The organism is Vibrio paucivorans (assembly GCF_054053395.1).
Genome location: NZ_CM133230.1, coordinates 2,014,113 through 2,027,898 on the forward strand (window position 1 = coordinate 2,014,113; position 13,786 = coordinate 2,027,898).

Sequence of the window (13,786 nt, forward strand, 5' to 3'; positions counted from 1 at the left end):
TAGAGATAGTTAATAATTAGATCCCATCAGTAAAAACGATATGTTTAGCATCGAACAGCTCGAAGCATTTATCGCGACCGTAGAAAGCGGCTCGTTCTCTGGTGCCGCACGTAAACTTGGCAAAGTTCAATCAGCCGTAAGCCAGCACATTATCAACTTAGAAATCGATACCAATGTCGCCCTGTTTGACCGCGAAGGTCGATACCCTAAGCTGACTGGTGATGGACACAAACTTCTCCCCTATGCACGTGCGACGTTACTTCAACATCAAAGGCTGAAGAACACAGCAAAAAACCTGTTTAACGAGCCCGATAACCGGTTAGTTCTAGGAATCGACGAAGGTATTCCTTTGAAACAGATTTCGCTACTCATACAGCAGTTGGAACAAGACTACCCTAATATAGACTTAGAGTGCCTCAGCGCTTCAAGTACGGATGTGATTGATCTGGTTGAGTCAGGAAGAGCGACCACTGGGCTTGTTTTCAGTGAGCTATCACTCCCCTCATCACTCGACTTTGAAAGCATCGGAACTGTTCACTTCGATGTGTACGCAAGCCCTAATCACCCTTGTACAAAGCGCACTCAGGCCAATATTGATGAGTTGCGTTTGTTCAGGCAACTTATCATCCGTTCAAAGAACCAAACCACATCATTCTTCCATCAAGCATTTAGCCCTGATATCTGGTACGCCGACAACTACTATATGTTGCTCGAGTTTACGATTCGTGGCTTTGGTTGGTCACTTCTACCTTCGCACTTAGCGGAAAATGCGTTACATTCAGGTGAGTTAGTACGTGTCCCTGTAGACTTCGAGCAGCTTGGTTGGGTAGCCAACGTGGATGTAATACAGCATCAAACATGGAGCCACGACCCCATGCACAAGAAAGCACGTCAGCTGCTGCGTAATTTATTAAATGAGATTTAGACTATGAGTACGATTACTGTCGTTGGCGCAGGCTGGCTGGGATTGCCGCTGTGCCAAAACCTAGCGCTTAAAGGCCATAATGTTTATGCCAGTCGAACAACTGAGGAAGGCAAGAACGAATTGAGTTCGAAAGGCTTACAGGCATTTGTGTCCAACTTAAATGAACCGGCAAGCAATGGGCTGTCCTCAATCCTGCTTTCTCAGCAAAGCGAGATTGTAGTGGGCAGTTTTCCTCCCGGTTTTCGCAAGGGTAACTCTACAGGCTATATCGATTCATGGCGCAACCTTATTGGCCAGGTGCGCAAAAGTAACGCCAAAAAGCTCATTATGATTAGCTCAACCACGGTATACCCTAATCTAGCCGAGGATATGCCAGAAGACGCTGCGTCCTTAGCTTTAGCTGAACAGTACGACCACTTCAGTGACAATGCTCGTACCATGCTACAAGCCGAACAACTACTCATCGACTCAGGGTTAGACTATGTCATTCTACGCTGCTCAGGCCTCATTGGGCCAAACCGTAATCCTGCTCGCTTTGCTAGCAAGCTAAAGCAAATTAGTCGTTCTGCGCCGGCCAATATGTTACACCTGCAAGATGCTGTCGGTATCTCAACATTCGCAATTGAAAACGCCAGTAATACGATACTAAACGCCACTACACCAAATTGTCTCAGCAAAGCAGAGTTCTACCCACTTGCGATAGAAAAAGCAAAACTCGACGACATCGTGCTCCCACCAATTGTCGATATTCCTGACAAACGTATTTTGTGTAATAAACTCATCGCACTAGGCTACCAATTTACTTTCGACAACCTTCCTTCAGCGCTGGACGATATCAATGGCTAAACATCTATATCAACATATCGAATCACTTTGGCAGTACATGTTAATGGAGCATTCACCAGAACAGTCAGACATTATCTTCGTACTGTGCAGTAACGACATAAGGGTTGCAGAGCATGCAGCCAGCCTTTATTTGAAAGGTTTGGCGCCTAAAATCGTCTTTTCTGGTGGTGAAGGCCGGTTCACCAATGGATTGTTTGATAAAAGTGAAGCTGAAACCTTTGCTGCTATCGCTAGAGACTGCGGTGTTCCTGCTGAAGACATTATCATTGAGAACCTTGCAACCAATACCGGAGAAAACGTTCTATTCACTCATAAGCTATTGCAAGAAAAAGCGATCAGCCCGGAACGTATTATCTTGGTGCAAAAGCCGTTTATGGAAAGACGTACCTATGCGACCTTCATGAAGCAGTGGCCAGATGAAGTTCAAGCGGTATACGTCACCTCTCCTTACCAGCCATTCTTTGATTACTTGAACGAACACATGACACTTGATCTTGTCGTGGAAGCTCTGCTATCAGACTACGAACGTATTCTCAATTACCCTGCATTCGGATTTCAAATTGAACAACCCACTTCACCAGAAGCGCAGCATGCGTACGAAAAACTGAGAGAAGTGTTTGTTAAGTCGTAAATCATCAACTAAACAAAAAGGCCAGAGTAAAACTCTGGCCTTTTGATTAGTTAAGTTAGCATTCTAGTGAAGAACTTCTTCTTTTGCGCCAAGATATTTGAACTTAAGTTCATCTTTCTTAAGTGACACTTTCACAGTACCACCGTCAACCAATGAACCAAACAGTAACTCGTTAGCCAAAGGCTTCTTAAGCTGCTCTTGAATCACTCGGCTCATTGGGCGAGCGCCCATCGCCTTATCGTAACCTTTCTTAGCAAGCCAGTGTCTTGCATCTTCAGAGACTTCCAACGACACTCCGCGCGCATCAAGCTGAACTTGCAGCTCAACAATGAACTTATCAACCACTTGATGGATGACATCTTCATCTAGACTGTTAAACCAGATGATATTATCCAGACGGTTTCTAAATTCTGGCGTGAACACCTTCTTGATAACTGACATTGCATCGTGGCTGTGATCTTGTTGAATCAGGCCAATCGACTTCTTCACTGTTTCCTGTACACCAGCATTGGTCGTCATCACTAAGATTACGTTACGGAAATCAGCTTTACGACCGTTATTATCAGTCAAAGTACCATTATCCATCACCTGCAGTAGCAAGTTAAAGATATCTGGGTGCGCTTTCTCGATCTCATCCAACAGCACAACGGAATGTGGGTGTTTGATAACTGCATCAGTCAGTAGACCACCTTGGTCATAACCTACGTAGCCAGGAGGAGCACCAATCAAACGGCTCACTGAATGGCGTTCGCCATACTCTGACATATCAAAGCGCAACAGCTCGATACCAAGAAGTTTTGAAAGTTGAACCGTCACCTCTGTTTTACCAACCCCTGTAGGACCAGCAAATAGGAAAGAACCAACAGGCTTGTTGTCTGCACCAAGGCCAGCACGAGTCAGCTTAATTGCCTCACTGAGTACATCGATAGCCGGATCTTGCCCGAACACCAGCATCTTCATCTTGTCATCAAGATTTTGCAGAATGTCTTTATCAGAAGAAGAGACTGATTTCTCTGGAATACGCGCCATCTTCGCAACCATCGCTTCGATATCGGCCACGCTAACAGTTTTCTTACGGCGGCTAGCAGGTGCTAAGCGGCTACGCGCGCCAGCTTCATCGATAACGTCGATTGCTTTATCCGGCAGGTGACGCTCATTGATGTATTTCGCTGAGAGTTCGACTGCTGCACGCAGTGCTTTGTTGGTATAACGCACCTCGTGGTGTGCTTCATATTTTGGCTTAAGACCAATCAAAATCTTAGTCGTGTCATCGAGAGACGGCTCAACAATATCAATCTTCTGGAAGCGGCGAGATAACGCGCGCTCTTTCTCAAAAATATTGCTGTATTCTTGATAGGTTGTAGAACCAATACAACGAAGCTTACCGCTACTCAACAGTGGCTTGATAAGGTTTGCTGCATCGACTTGACCACCAGAGGCCGCACCTGCACCAATAATGGTGTGGATTTCATCGATGAACAAAATCGCATCTTCTTCTTTCTCAAGTTGCTTAAGAATTGCTTTAAATCGTTTTTCGAAATCACCGCGATATTTGGTACCCGCTAATAGCGAACCAATATCCAATGAATAAATAACGCTATTTTGGATAACTTCAGGTACCTGGCCTTCGACAATTCTCCAGGCCAAACCTTCAGCAATCGCGGTTTTACCCACGCCCGCCTCACCAACCAGTAGAGGGTTGTTCTTACGGCGACGACATAAGACTTGAATAGTGCGCTCTAGCTCTTTATCACGACCAATTAGTGGGTCGATATTCCCCTGTTTAGCCACGTTATTGAGGTTGGTTGCGAAACTCTCCAGACGCTCTTCCGAATTTACTTCTTCTACGCTGTCATTGTTGAATGATTCTGAAGATGAATCATCGCTAGAGTCAGAAGATTTGGTAATGCCATGAGAAATAAAGTTAACAATATCTAAGCGGCTAATGTCATTCTTTTTAAGCAGGTACGCTGCGTGTGACTCTTGCTCGCTAAAAATTGCGACAAGTACATTAGCACCCGTTACTTCATTACGCCCAGAAGACTGAACATGGAATACGGCGCGTTGAAGAACACGTTGAAAACTCAAAGTCGGTTGGGTTTCTCGAGTTTCATCGTTTTCAGGTATTAGAGGTGTAGTTTGATCGATGAATACATCGAGTTCTTGGCGAAGTGCGTCAAGATCTGCCTTGCAAGCTAATAATGCTTCCTTAGCGGCATCGTTTTCTAATAATGCCAATAGGAGGTGCTCGACAGTCATAAACTCATGTCGTTTGTCTCTGGCACGAGCAAATGCACCGTTCAGACTCGACTCTAATTCTTTATTAAGCATAAGTACCTCCTTTAGGAACAACTCTGTTGCTCGAGCAAGTGATTATTTACGCTTGCTCCTTTGTACACAGCAATGGATGCTCATTTTCCCTTGAGTACATAGTGACTTGGGCCACTTTTGTCTCAGCAACTTCGGCGGTGTAAGTGCCACAAATTGCTTTCCCTTCGTAATGCACCTTGAGCATGATCTGCGTTGCTTGATCAATGTCCTTCGAGAAAAACCGCTCAAGGATTTCGATAACAAAGTCCATCGGCGTGTAGTCGTCATTATTAAGCACAACGTTATACATCGCAGGTGGCTTTATCCCTGTTTTCTCTCTCTCCAGTAAATCTGAGTCTGGAGTCACCCATTCAAAATTTTTACTCATGACTAAATCAATATTCGAGTGTTTCTGTACTCAATTTTACCATCTTGTGTTGTGAAAGTTTTCGATTTTTCTCATAAAGTCGAAGAGAAAAATCATCGAGTCTAAAAACATCTCTTACTTAGAGACTAATGCAGCATTTGAGTCGCTGCAAATAAAACATTTCTATCATTCGGCTTGACTTATCTAATTGATTAAAAAGACACCAGAAAGCAATCTTAGTGACGAAAAAATCTTCATATTGACAGTTGCATTCATTACACAAATGTAAATCTTAAAAGTGATTTACTTGCAAATATGTCGAGTTTTAGACCTTTTGCCTATTGACTGTGTTCAATCATTGACTACATTGGTCAATTAGTGACTAAAAATTTGGCATCCGCTGAATTGATATTCACTCATACAACGTCGAGTCAGGGGTTGATTCGGCCGCAGTAACAACATCAGTAACAAAATGCATGAGGGATGTATAGCATGGCTACAGGTACAGTAAAATGGTTTAACAATGCCAAAGGGTTTGGTTTTATCTGCCCAGAAGGCGAAGATGGCGATATTTTTGCACACTACTCCACAATCAAGATGGACGGATACCGCACTCTGAAAGCTGGTCAGCAAGTCTCCTATGAAGTAGAGCAAGGGCCTAAAGGTTACCATGCAAGTTCTGTCGAGCCACTTGAGACTCAAGCTGCAAAGTAACTGCTGTCTTAGTTATAAGCTGTTTTACAGCGCAAGATAACCCGCCCTATGGCGGGTTTTTAGTCTCTATTTTCATCTGGCAACTCATTGCCCATCTTGTGACTTTCTAGTCTCGCACTATTCTTAGCTTAGGACTTGTTTAAATAGGTGTTCGTCACTTATGTGTGGCAGACTAAACATCATTGATGACCCGCTGACTCGTCTAGTGAGTCAAATCGCCGGCATCAGGTTCACCACCAAATCTAACAGCAACCTATGCCCCACTGATTCAGTCTCCGTCTTAGCGACCGCTCAAGGCCGTATCACGCAACGGACGCTATCATGGGGCATAAAACCTCACTGGGCGCAAAGGCTCATTATTAACGCGCAGGCCGAAACTGCGGCTATCAAGCCAACGTTTAAACAGGCTATACACCAGAATCGTGTCATCATCCCCTGCTCCGGTTGGTACGAGTGGACCGGCGAAAAAAACCACAAAGAAAAATATTTGTTTCGCGTCGACGACTCTCACCCGACATTGATGGCTGGTATCGCTCTCGGTGAGCATCTCGTCACCCTCACCACACAAGCGAATGAACGATATCGCCAATACCACCATCGAATGCCGCTGTTGGTGCAAGAAGAAGATGTGTTTGATTGGTTAGGAAGCGCCGACTCTAAGTGGGTTGATCTACTCAAATCAAGTCCGGCTAGTCATCTATTAGTAACGCGCTGTGCTTAAGTGACTCCGCAGGCATGATCAAAAAAGCCCGCTGTTAAGCGGGCTTTATATTCTTTAATGGGATTAACCATTAATAATGCTGTTTAGCGTAGAGCTAGGACGCATTAATTCAGATGCTAGAGCATCTACTGGAGCATAATAACCACCAAGCTCACCTGCAACGCCTTGAGCACCGTTCAACTCAGCAACAATTGTTTCTTCATTGTCTGCTAGTGATTTCGCTACTGAAGCAAACTCTGCCGCCAATTCTGCATCTGCAGTTTGCTCGGCTAGTGCTTGAGCCCAGTATGTCGCTAGGTAGAAGTGGCTACCACGGTTATCCAACTCACCCACTTTACGTGAAGGCGACTTGTTGTTATCTAGGAACTGGCCTGTTGCTTTATCTAGAGCGTCAGCAAGTACTTGTGCCTTCTTGTTGCCTGTCACTACGCTTAGGTGCTCTAGAGAAGCCGCTAGTGCTAGGAATTCACCTAGAGAGTCCCAACGCAAGTGGTTTTCTTTCTCTACTTGTTGAACGTGTTTAGGCGCTGAACCGCCGGCACCAGTTTCGAATAAACCACCACCGTTCATTAGCGGAACGATAGAAAGCATCTTCGCTGATGTACCTAACTCAAGGATTGGGAACAAGTCTGTTAGGTAGTCACGTAGAACGTTACCCGTTACAGAGATCGTATCTAGACCTTCTTTAATACGAACTAGCGAGAACTGACACGCTTCTAATGGAGCAAGGATCTTGATTTCCAAACCATCAGTATCGTGCTGTGGTAGGTACGCGTTTACTTTCTTGATAAGCTCTGCATCGTGTGCACGATTTTCGTCCAACCAGAACACGGCTGGAACACCTGTTGCACGTGCGCGAGTTACTGCCAGCTTAACCCAATCTTGGATTGGCGCGTCTTTCACTTGGCACATACGGAAGATATCGCCTTCCTCTACTGATTGCTCAAGTAGAACGGCACCAGATGCATCCACAACACGTACTGTACCTGCTGCATCGAGAATGAATGTCTTATCGTGAGAACCGTACTCTTCCGCTTTTTGAGCCATTAAGCCTACGTTTGGCACGCTACCCATAGTCGTTGGGTTGAATGCGCCGTTCTCTTTACAGAAATCGATAACTGCTTGGTAGATACCCGCGTAGCTACGATCAGGAATCATCGCTTTGGTATCTTTCTGCTTACCATCTGGTCCCCACATTTGGCCAGAAGAGCGCAGCATTGCTGGCATTGAAGCATCTACGATAATGTCACTAGGTACGTGTAGGTTAGTGATGCCACGGTCAGAATCAACCATCGCAAGAGGTGGCTGAGTTTGGTATACCGCTTGAAGTGCAGCTTCGATCTCTTCTTTTTGAGCTGCAGGCAGTGATTGGATCTTCGCGTAAACGTCACCGATACCGTTGTTAACATCAACACCAAGCTTGTCAAACAACTCGCCGTATTTCGCAAACACATCTTTGTAGTAAACCTTAACCGCGTGACCGAAGATCACAGGGTCAGAGACTTTCATCATGGTTGCTTTCATGTGCAGAGAAAGCAGCACGTCTTTTTCTTTCGCGTCTGCGATTTCTTTTTCAAAGAATGCAACCAGTGCAGCCTTGTTCATCACAGAACAATCGATAATTTCATTGTCTTGTAGAGGGAACGCTTTTTTCAGTTCTTTCACAGAACCGTCTTGTGCAACAAATTCAATCTTCACGTCAGTTGCTTTTTCTACTGTCGTCGATTTTTCGCTGCCGAAGAAATCTTGGCCTGACATGCTTGATACATGAGACTTAGAATCTGCTGACCAAGCGCCCATTGAATGAGGGTTTTTCTTTGCATAGTTCTTTACAGAAAGCGGGGCACGACGGTCTGAGTTACCTTCACGTAGTACTGGGTTTACCGCACTACCTTTGATCTTGTCGTAAGTCGCTTTGATTGCTTCTTGCTCGTAAGTGCTAGGCTCTTCAAGATAGTTAGGAAGAGCGAAACCTTTGTCTTGTAGCTCTTTGATTGCCGCTTTTAACTGCGGGATAGATGCTGAAATATTTGGTAGTTTAATGATGTTTGCTTCTGGCGTTTTCGCCAGCTCACCTAATTCTGCCAGTGCATCACCAATACGCTGCTCTTCTTTCAAGTGCTCAGGGAAGTTTGCAATAATACGCCCTGCTAAAGAGATATCACGTGTATCAACGTCAATACCTGAAGAAGCTGTAAATGATTGAATAATCGGTAATAGCGAGTAAGTTGCTAGTGCTGGTGCTTCGTCAGTAATCGTATAGATGATTGTAGGTTTTTCTGTAGGCATGAAATTTCCCTATTGTTCTAACAGCCTCTATTGGATGAATAGTGCCGTGTGAATGTACGCTTCCAAACTGGTACTGCATCCCCAAAACGTTTGGTCGCGATATTGTCACTCTTTTAAAAATACTCGGCTTTGCGTTGAGCATCGAAAACCTGAGTCCGTGAGTGTAGTTACTTATAATTAAACAAAACGAAGATAATAGTCTATTATCTTGTGCATTAATCTGTTTTTGGGCGCGCAAATGATAGCTCAAATTGGAAATTCTTAAAACTTTCAAACACAGTTCATTTACATTTTTGCAAGGTAGTTAACATGTCATCACGCTCCAGTCGTGACTCTAACGGAAAAGCCAATCAGGCAAATAAGCCAAAATTTAAACAAAGTAAATCGCCAGTATCTTGGAAAAACCGTTCACAAGACAGCCTTCCTAAAAACAATCGCGCTCAATTTAAGCGTAAATCTAAGGCTGAGCCTAAACGCGTTTCTGCCGAAGAACGGAAAGTCATTGTTTTTAATAAGCCATTCGACACACTAAGCCAATTTACCGATGGAGAAGGCAGGCAAACTCTCGCTGACTACATCCCTGTAAAAGATGTCTATGCAGCAGGCCGTTTGGATAGAGATAGCGAAGGGCTTATGGTGTTAACCAATGACGGCATTCTGCAAGCTCGATTGACTCAACCAAAATCGAAGTCTCCTAAAACCTATTGGGTCCAAGTCGATGGCGCCCCTCAAGAAGCCGATTTGGAAAAACTACGCAAAGGTGTCGAGCTAAAAGACGGCATGACACTGCCAGCCAAAGTTGAAAAGATGGATGAACCTGATATCTGGCCCAGAACGCCACCTGTCAGATTTCGCGCTAATATCCCCACGACATGGCTTGCCATTACAATTATCGAAGGAAGAAATCGCCAAGTGCGTAGGATGACCGCTCATATAGGCTTCCCTACCCTAAGACTGGTACGTTATTCAATGGGAGACATTACGCTAGCCGATCTACAGCCGGGTGAATGGAAGGAAATTAAGCTCTAAATTAGACGTAAAAAGCCTCTACGAATGTAAAGGCTTTTACTTCATAACCATCTAACTTTTAGAGCAACGCAAGCATCAGCATACATGCTCGCTCTAGTTACTTGTGGCGCTCTTTAAGTTTGTTCACAACATCATTCATTGACAGATCTTGGTCCTGAAGTAGAACCATTAGGTGGTAAATCAAATCTGCCGATTCACACACTAGCTCCGCCTTATCGCCCGACGTCGCCGCAAGCGCGACTTCAACGCCTTCTTCGCCCACTTTTTGCGAAATACGCTTGGTGCCACGGGCATAAAGACTGGCAGTATAAGAGGAATCTGGGTCGGCACTCTTGCGGGCAGCCAATAGCTGCTCAAGTTGATGAAGCCACACCATTTGTGACTCCTCTTGAGGGTCCACATCCCAGCAAGTTGTGTTACCCAAGTGACACGTAGGACCAATGGGATTCACTTTCACCAGTAACGTGTCGTTGTCACAATCGAGCTGAATGTTCACCAATTGCAATACGTTGCCAGAGGTCTCACCTTTCGTCCAAAGACGTTGCTTGGTACGAGAGAAGAACGTCACTTGACCTGTTTCGCCCGTTTTTGCCAACGCATCTTGGTTCATGTAACCCATCATCAGCACTTGGCTTGATTGGAAATCTTGTACGATGGCAGGTACCAGACCATCCACCTTTTCCCAGTTGATTCGCTCAGCTAGCGAACTTACTTCGGCGGCTTTCACACTCATAGTCGTACCTCAATGCCTTGTTGTTTCAAATACTGCTTTAGTTCACCAATATTGATGACTTGCTTGTGGAATACCGATGCGGCAAGCGCGCCATCCACATTTGCTTTTTGGTAGGCTTCTGCGAAGTGCTCCATGGCACCCGCCCCACCCGATGCAATCAATGGTACGTTACACACTTCACGCACCATATTAAGTTGTTCAATATCGTAGCCGTTACGCACGCCGTCTTGGTTCATCATGTTCAATACGATTTCACCAGCGCCACGCTTTTGCACTTCTTGCACCCAATCACGCGTTTCCCATTGGGTTGCTTTGGTACGTTCTTCATCACCAGTAAACTGGTAGACCTGATACTTGCCGGTCTCTTTGTCGTAGTATGAGTCGATACCAACAACGATACATTGAACGCCAAACTTATCGGCAAGATCGGTAATCAACTGCGGGTTCGCCAACGCAGGTGAGTTGATCGAGACTTTGTCCGCGCCAAACTCAAGAATGCGTGCTGCGTCTTCGGCTGATTTAATGCCACCAGCGACACAGAAAGGAATATCAATTACTTCCGCAACGCGAGCGACCCAACTTTTATCTACGACGCGGCCATCACTTGAAGCGGTAATATCGTAGAACACAAGCTCGTCAGCGCCCTCTTCCGCATAACGCTGTGCCAGAGGAACTATGTCGCCAATGATCTCGTGGTTACGGAACTGAACGCCCTTTACCACTTGTCCATCACGAACATCAAGACATGGAATTATTCGCTTTGCCAGCATGCAAACGCCTCCTCTGCTGTGAACTTACCATCTAACAGTGCACGACCAACAATCACACCAGCCACACCGCTGCCTTTTAGCGCTTCGATATCTGCTAATGAGCCAATGCCACCTGAAGATTGAAACTGCACTTGTGGGTACTGTTTACATAGGTCGACGTAAAGCTCTACGTTTGAGCCTTCTAGCGTACCGTCACGAGAAATGTCCGTACAAAGCACGTGCTGCAAACCTACCGTTAGGTAATCGTTGATCAGAGCTTCGATGGTCACGCCTGAGTCTTCTTGCCAACCAGAGATCGCCACTTTACGTGTGCCGTTTTGGTCGATGTTAATGTCTAGTGCGAGAACGATTTTCTCTGCGCCATACTTTTCCATCCAACCTTTCACAAGCTCTGGCTGTTTTACTGCTGTAGAACCAACTACAACACGTTGAGCACCTGCTTGGAGTAGATCAATGACATCTTGCTCTGTACGCACACCACCGCCGATTTGGATGTTCGCTGGCGTACTTGCTAATAGCTTTGCAATCAAATCAAGCTGGCGTGCTGTTGTGTCTTTCGCGCCGGTTAAATCCACCAAGTGCAGCCAGTTAGCACCAGCTTGGTGATACAAGTTGAACTGCTCTGCTGGATCGACTTTATACTCGGTTACTTGGCCGTAATCACCTTGATAAAGGCGAACCACCTGTCCTTCAATTAAATCAAGAGCTGGAATAATCACACTAAATCCCTTTTATAATTCTAAGAAGTTTTGAATAAGTTTCGCGCCCGCTTTTGAAGAACGCTCAGGGTGGAATTGCACGCCGTAGTAGTTACCGCTTTGTACTGCTGCTGTGAACGGGTTGCCATATTCACATTGGGCAATGGTGTAGTCACCTACTGGCATCGCAAAGCTGTGCACGAAGTAGAAATACTCACCCTCTTCAATACCTTTGAACAATGGGTTACCTGCTTTTGCAGACACCGTGTTCCACCCCATATGCGGCAGCGGTAAATCGCCGGTTTGTAGCAACTTCACTTCGCCATCACAAAGTCCAAGACACTCAACCAACTCATCTGCTTTCTGCCCTTTCTCTTGAGACACTTTGCCCAACAGTTGCATGCCCAAACAGATACCTAGCAGCGGCTTTTCTACCTGCTTTACCAAGCTGATAAGGTCACGCTCTTCAAGGTTTTTCATCGCTTCGCTGGCGGTTCCCACACCCGGTAGGAATAGCTTATCTGCCGACAATACAACTTGCGGATCTTTTGAAATTGTTACGTCATAGCCTAGGCGTTCAATAGCAAACTTCACCGAAGAGACGTTGGCACAGCCAGTATCGATAATGACAACTTTCTGTTCTGTCACTGTTTTTCTCCTTGCTAAGGTTAGCCTTAAAGTACGCCTTTACTACTTGGCAGCTCAGTGCCTTCTACTTTGATTGCTTGACGCAAAGTACGTCCAAACGCTTTGAACAAGCTTTCAATGATGTGGTGATCGTTATCACCAGCTGAAGAAAGGTGCAGCGTACACGCTAGGGTGTCAGTCAAAGAACGGAAGAAGTGAACCACCATCTCTGTTGAAAGATCACCGACTTGTTCACGGCTGAATTGCGCGTCGAACTTAAGGTAAGGACGACCAGATAGGTCTAGTGCACATTGTGCCAAACACTCATCCATTGGCAGGCTAAAGCCAAATCGGCCAATACCACGCTTATCACCTAACGCTTCTTTCAATGCTTGCCCTAAAGCAAGAGCGGTGTCTTCTACTGAGTGATGATCGTCAATGTGTAGATCGCCCTCCACCTTACACACCATCTTAAATCCACCGTGCGTTGCGATTTGATCAAGCATGTGGTCAAAGAAGCCTAGGCCTGTAGAAATATCATTACCGCCTTGGTCATCAAGATTTACCAAGACTTTAATATCCGTTTCTTTCGTAGTACGAACCACTTCCGCGACACGAGCTTTTACTGTTAAATCTTTAAGGATCTGCTTCCAGCCCATGGTTTCTGGATTGTATTGAATGCCACGAATCGCCATGTTTTCCGCAAGCTGAAGATCCGTTTGACGATCGCCAATCACGACTGAGTTTTGGAAATCCACTTTTCCACCTTGAAGGTACTCTTTCACCATGCCTAACTTAGGCTTACGGCATGAGCAATTATCTTCTTCAAAGTGAGGGCAGATCAGTACGTCATCGAACTTCACACCTTGAGATTCAAAAATCTCCATCATCATATCGTGTGGTGCATCAAAATCTGCTTGTGGGTAGCTGTCGGTACCCAAACCATCTTGGTTCGTTACCATCACTAGACGGTAACCTGCTTCCTGTAACGACAACAGGCTTGGGATAACGAACGGCTCTAGCTTTAGTTTATCTAGACGGTCTACTTGAAAATCAACCGGTGGCTCAACGATTAAAGTGCCATCACGGTCGATAAAAAGGATTTTTTGTTGTTTGCTCACTCGAA

At 45.3% G+C, this 13,786-nt stretch carries 14 protein-coding genes; 6 read left to right on the forward strand and 8 right to left on the reverse strand.

Annotated elements, in window-relative coordinates; all coding sequences use genetic code 11:
- Nucleotides 1–40: 40 nt before the first annotated feature.
- The 3 genes from ACXABW_RS09225 to ACXABW_RS09235 are packed head-to-tail and all read left to right on the forward strand — an operon-like array spanning nucleotide 41 to nucleotide 2,402.
- Nucleotides 41–925, forward strand: a complete 885-nt coding sequence (locus tag ACXABW_RS09225) for a LysR family transcriptional regulator (RefSeq protein WP_457522342.1) — start codon at nucleotides 41–43, stop codon at nucleotides 923–925.
- Nucleotides 926–928: 3 nt separating this feature from the next.
- A complete protein-coding gene (locus tag ACXABW_RS09230; protein ID WP_457522344.1) occupies nucleotides 929–1,771 on the forward strand; it encodes an NAD(P)H-binding protein in 843 nt (280 codons plus the stop codon).
- A complete protein-coding gene (locus tag ACXABW_RS09235) occupies nucleotides 1,764–2,402 on the forward strand; it encodes a YdcF family protein (RefSeq protein ID WP_457522346.1) in 639 nt (212 codons plus the stop codon). The genes ACXABW_RS09230 and ACXABW_RS09235 overlap by 8 nt, the downstream gene beginning before the upstream one ends.
- A gap of 63 nt (nucleotides 2,403–2,465) precedes the next feature.
- On the opposite strand, the gene clpA is transcribed toward ACXABW_RS09235, so the two are convergent.
- Both clpA and clpS read right to left on the reverse strand, forming a co-directional pair.
- Complete coding sequence (gene clpA, locus ACXABW_RS09240) at nucleotides 2,466–4,733, reverse strand: ATP-dependent Clp protease ATP-binding subunit ClpA (protein WP_252027516.1); 2,268 nt, start codon at nucleotides 4,731–4,733, stop codon at nucleotides 2,466–2,468.
- A 46-nt stretch (nucleotides 4,734–4,779) separates the two neighbouring features.
- Entirely contained in the window at nucleotides 4,780–5,100 is a 321-nt protein-coding gene (gene clpS, locus ACXABW_RS09245; RefSeq protein ID WP_252027517.1) for an ATP-dependent Clp protease adapter ClpS, read from the reverse strand.
- A gap of 471 nt (nucleotides 5,101–5,571) precedes the next feature.
- Between clpS and cspD the strand changes: the two genes are divergently transcribed.
- Both cspD and ACXABW_RS09255 read left to right on the forward strand, forming a co-directional pair.
- Nucleotides 5,572–5,793 carry a cold shock domain-containing protein CspD gene (gene cspD, locus ACXABW_RS09250; protein WP_252027518.1) on the forward strand — a complete coding sequence of 74 codons (222 nt, stop codon included), beginning with the start codon at nucleotides 5,572–5,574 and terminating at the stop codon, nucleotides 5,791–5,793.
- Between the two features lie 160 nt (nucleotides 5,794–5,953).
- A complete protein-coding gene (locus tag ACXABW_RS09255) occupies nucleotides 5,954–6,514 on the forward strand; it encodes an SOS response-associated peptidase (RefSeq protein WP_265687700.1) in 561 nt (186 codons plus the stop codon).
- A gap of 63 nt (nucleotides 6,515–6,577) precedes the next feature.
- Here the strand turns inward: ACXABW_RS09255 and ACXABW_RS09260 are convergent, their stop codons facing one another.
- The gene (locus ACXABW_RS09260; RefSeq protein WP_457522348.1) at nucleotides 6,578–8,803 is read right to left on the reverse strand and encodes an NADP-dependent isocitrate dehydrogenase; all 2,226 of its coding nucleotides are present in this window, start codon (nucleotides 8,801–8,803) and stop codon (nucleotides 6,578–6,580) included.
- Between the two features lie 309 nt (nucleotides 8,804–9,112).
- Here ACXABW_RS09260 and ACXABW_RS09265 point away from each other — a divergent pair, with 309 nt between their 5' ends.
- The gene (locus tag ACXABW_RS09265) at nucleotides 9,113–9,832 is read left to right on the forward strand and encodes an rRNA large subunit pseudouridine synthase E (protein ID WP_457522349.1); all 720 of its coding nucleotides are present in this window, start codon (nucleotides 9,113–9,115) and stop codon (nucleotides 9,830–9,832) included.
- 97 nt (nucleotides 9,833–9,929) lie between these two features.
- Here the strand turns inward: ACXABW_RS09265 and hisIE are convergent, their stop codons facing one another.
- From hisIE to hisB, 5 genes are read right to left on the reverse strand one after another with little or no spacing between them, the layout of a single operon-like run.
- Nucleotides 9,930–10,565, reverse strand: coding sequence for a bifunctional phosphoribosyl-AMP cyclohydrolase/phosphoribosyl-ATP diphosphatase HisIE (gene hisIE / locus ACXABW_RS09270; protein ID WP_457522351.1), 636 nt, complete (start codon nucleotides 10,563–10,565; stop codon nucleotides 9,930–9,932).
- Nucleotides 10,562–11,335 carry an imidazole glycerol phosphate synthase subunit HisF gene (hisF, locus tag ACXABW_RS09275; protein WP_004749837.1) on the reverse strand — a complete coding sequence of 258 codons (774 nt, stop codon included), beginning with the start codon at nucleotides 11,333–11,335 and terminating at the stop codon, nucleotides 10,562–10,564. Before hisF ends, hisIE begins: the two co-directional genes overlap by 4 nt.
- Complete coding sequence (gene hisA, locus ACXABW_RS09280; protein WP_457522354.1) at nucleotides 11,317–12,054, reverse strand: 1-(5-phosphoribosyl)-5-[(5-phosphoribosylamino)methylideneamino]imidazole-4-carboxamide isomerase; 738 nt, start codon at nucleotides 12,052–12,054, stop codon at nucleotides 11,317–11,319. The genes hisF and hisA overlap by 19 nt, the downstream gene beginning before the upstream one ends.
- A 12-nt stretch (nucleotides 12,055–12,066) precedes the next feature.
- Nucleotides 12,067–12,681, reverse strand: a complete 615-nt coding sequence (gene hisH / locus ACXABW_RS09285) for an imidazole glycerol phosphate synthase subunit HisH (protein WP_038867122.1) — start codon at nucleotides 12,679–12,681, stop codon at nucleotides 12,067–12,069.
- A gap of 26 nt (nucleotides 12,682–12,707) precedes the next feature.
- Nucleotides 12,708–13,781: a bifunctional histidinol-phosphatase/imidazoleglycerol-phosphate dehydratase HisB gene (hisB, locus tag ACXABW_RS09290; protein ID WP_265687696.1), complete on the reverse strand. Its 1,074-nt coding sequence runs from the start codon at nucleotides 13,779–13,781 to the stop codon at nucleotides 12,708–12,710.
- Nucleotides 13,782–13,786 lie beyond the last annotated feature (5 nt).

Coding starts and splice junctions, on each gene's coding strand:
- ACXABW_RS09225 (WP_457522342.1), top strand. CDS start 41: ATGTTTAGCATCGAACAGCTCGAAGCATTTATCGCGACCGTAGAAAGC.
- ACXABW_RS09230 (WP_457522344.1), top strand. CDS start 929: ATGAGTACGATTACTGTCGTTGGCGCAGGCTGGCTGGGATTGCCGCTG.
- ACXABW_RS09235 (WP_457522346.1), top strand. CDS start 1,764: ATGGCTAAACATCTATATCAACATATCGAATCACTTTGGCAGTACATG.
- clpA (WP_252027516.1), bottom strand. CDS start 4,733: ATGCTTAATAAAGAATTAGAGTCGAGTCTGAACGGTGCATTTGCTCGT.
- clpS (WP_252027517.1), bottom strand. CDS start 5,100: ATGAGTAAAAATTTTGAATGGGTGACTCCAGACTCAGATTTACTGGAG.
- cspD (WP_252027518.1), top strand. CDS start 5,572: ATGGCTACAGGTACAGTAAAATGGTTTAACAATGCCAAAGGGTTTGGT.
- ACXABW_RS09255 (WP_265687700.1), top strand. CDS start 5,954: ATGTGTGGCAGACTAAACATCATTGATGACCCGCTGACTCGTCTAGTG.
- ACXABW_RS09260 (WP_457522348.1), bottom strand. CDS start 8,803: ATGCCTACAGAAAAACCTACAATCATCTATACGATTACTGACGAAGCA.
- ACXABW_RS09265 (WP_457522349.1), top strand. CDS start 9,113: ATGTCATCACGCTCCAGTCGTGACTCTAACGGAAAAGCCAATCAGGCA.
- hisIE (WP_457522351.1), bottom strand. CDS start 10,565: ATGAGTGTGAAAGCCGCCGAAGTAAGTTCGCTAGCTGAGCGAATCAAC.
- hisF (WP_004749837.1), bottom strand. CDS start 11,335: ATGCTGGCAAAGCGAATAATTCCATGTCTTGATGTTCGTGATGGACAA.